Genomic DNA, 1,024 nt, shown 5'->3' on the forward strand with positions numbered 1-1,024 from the left:
GTATTTACCTTGATCTTGAAAACCCTGCGGATTCGGGCGCTCTTGACCATCCTGTCGAATTTTTAAATGCGCTAACGGATAAAACAGTAATTATTGACGAAATTCAAAGAAGACCTGAACTTTTCCCAATTCTACGTTCAGTTATTGACAGCAACCGGGTAAATGCGCGGTTTATTTTACTCGGATCAGCAAGTCCTGAATTGTTATTTTTAAGCAATGAAACCCTTGCCGGACGAATCGTCTATCTTGAGTTGACGCCATTTGAACACACTGAAATACAGCAATTAAGCGATTTCAGAAACCATTGGTTAAAAGGCGGATTTCCTGACCCGTTTTTAATGGATGATCAGCACATTCGCAAGGAGTGGTTTAAATCTTTTATTTCGGCTTACATTGAGCGTGATTTGCGGTTATTGGGATTAAGCGCTTCTCCTGCCAACCTGCAACGGTTATTGCAAATGATTTCGGCCACTCAGGGAGGAATGCTTAACAGCAGCAGTTTGAGCAATTCACTTGGAATATCTTCACCGTCTGTAAGCAATGCCATTTCCTTTTTCGAGCGGTCTTTTATAGTCAGGCTTCTGCAACCGTGGCATTCAAATATCGGCAAAAGAACGGTGAAGTCGCCAAAAATTTATATCCGGGATTCCGGAATTGTCAATTACCTCCTGAATATTTCAGATTATGAAAATTTGCTTCGACATCCATTACTTGGTAACCTATGGGAAGGTTATGTGATTGAAGACATCATCAATACCTTAGGCGACGAATACAATTATTTCTTTTACCGAACGGCAGATGGAACTGAATGCGATCTTCTGATTTTCAGGGGCGAAGATTGTTTGGCTGTCATTGATGCCAAATTCACACCAAATCCGCAACGCACCAAATCAATGACAATTACTATTCAGGACTTAAATCCCAATAAATCATTTTTCGTTGTGCCAGAGTGTCCAAGTCCATACAAAATAACTGACAATCTGATTGTTGCTACGCCATGGCAACTAACTGAAATTATACGATC

General features: G+C 40.6%; 1 protein-coding gene. It reads left to right on the forward strand.

The annotated features are described in order from the left end of the window. A partial coding sequence (locus Q8M88_RS14910) for an ATP-binding protein (protein ID WP_305597947.1) occupies positions 1 to 1,024 on the forward strand: 1,024 nt, incomplete at both ends.

The organism is Phenylobacterium sp., from assembly GCF_030693805.1.
Lineage (GTDB): Bacteria > Pseudomonadota > Alphaproteobacteria > Caulobacterales > Caulobacteraceae > Phenylobacterium.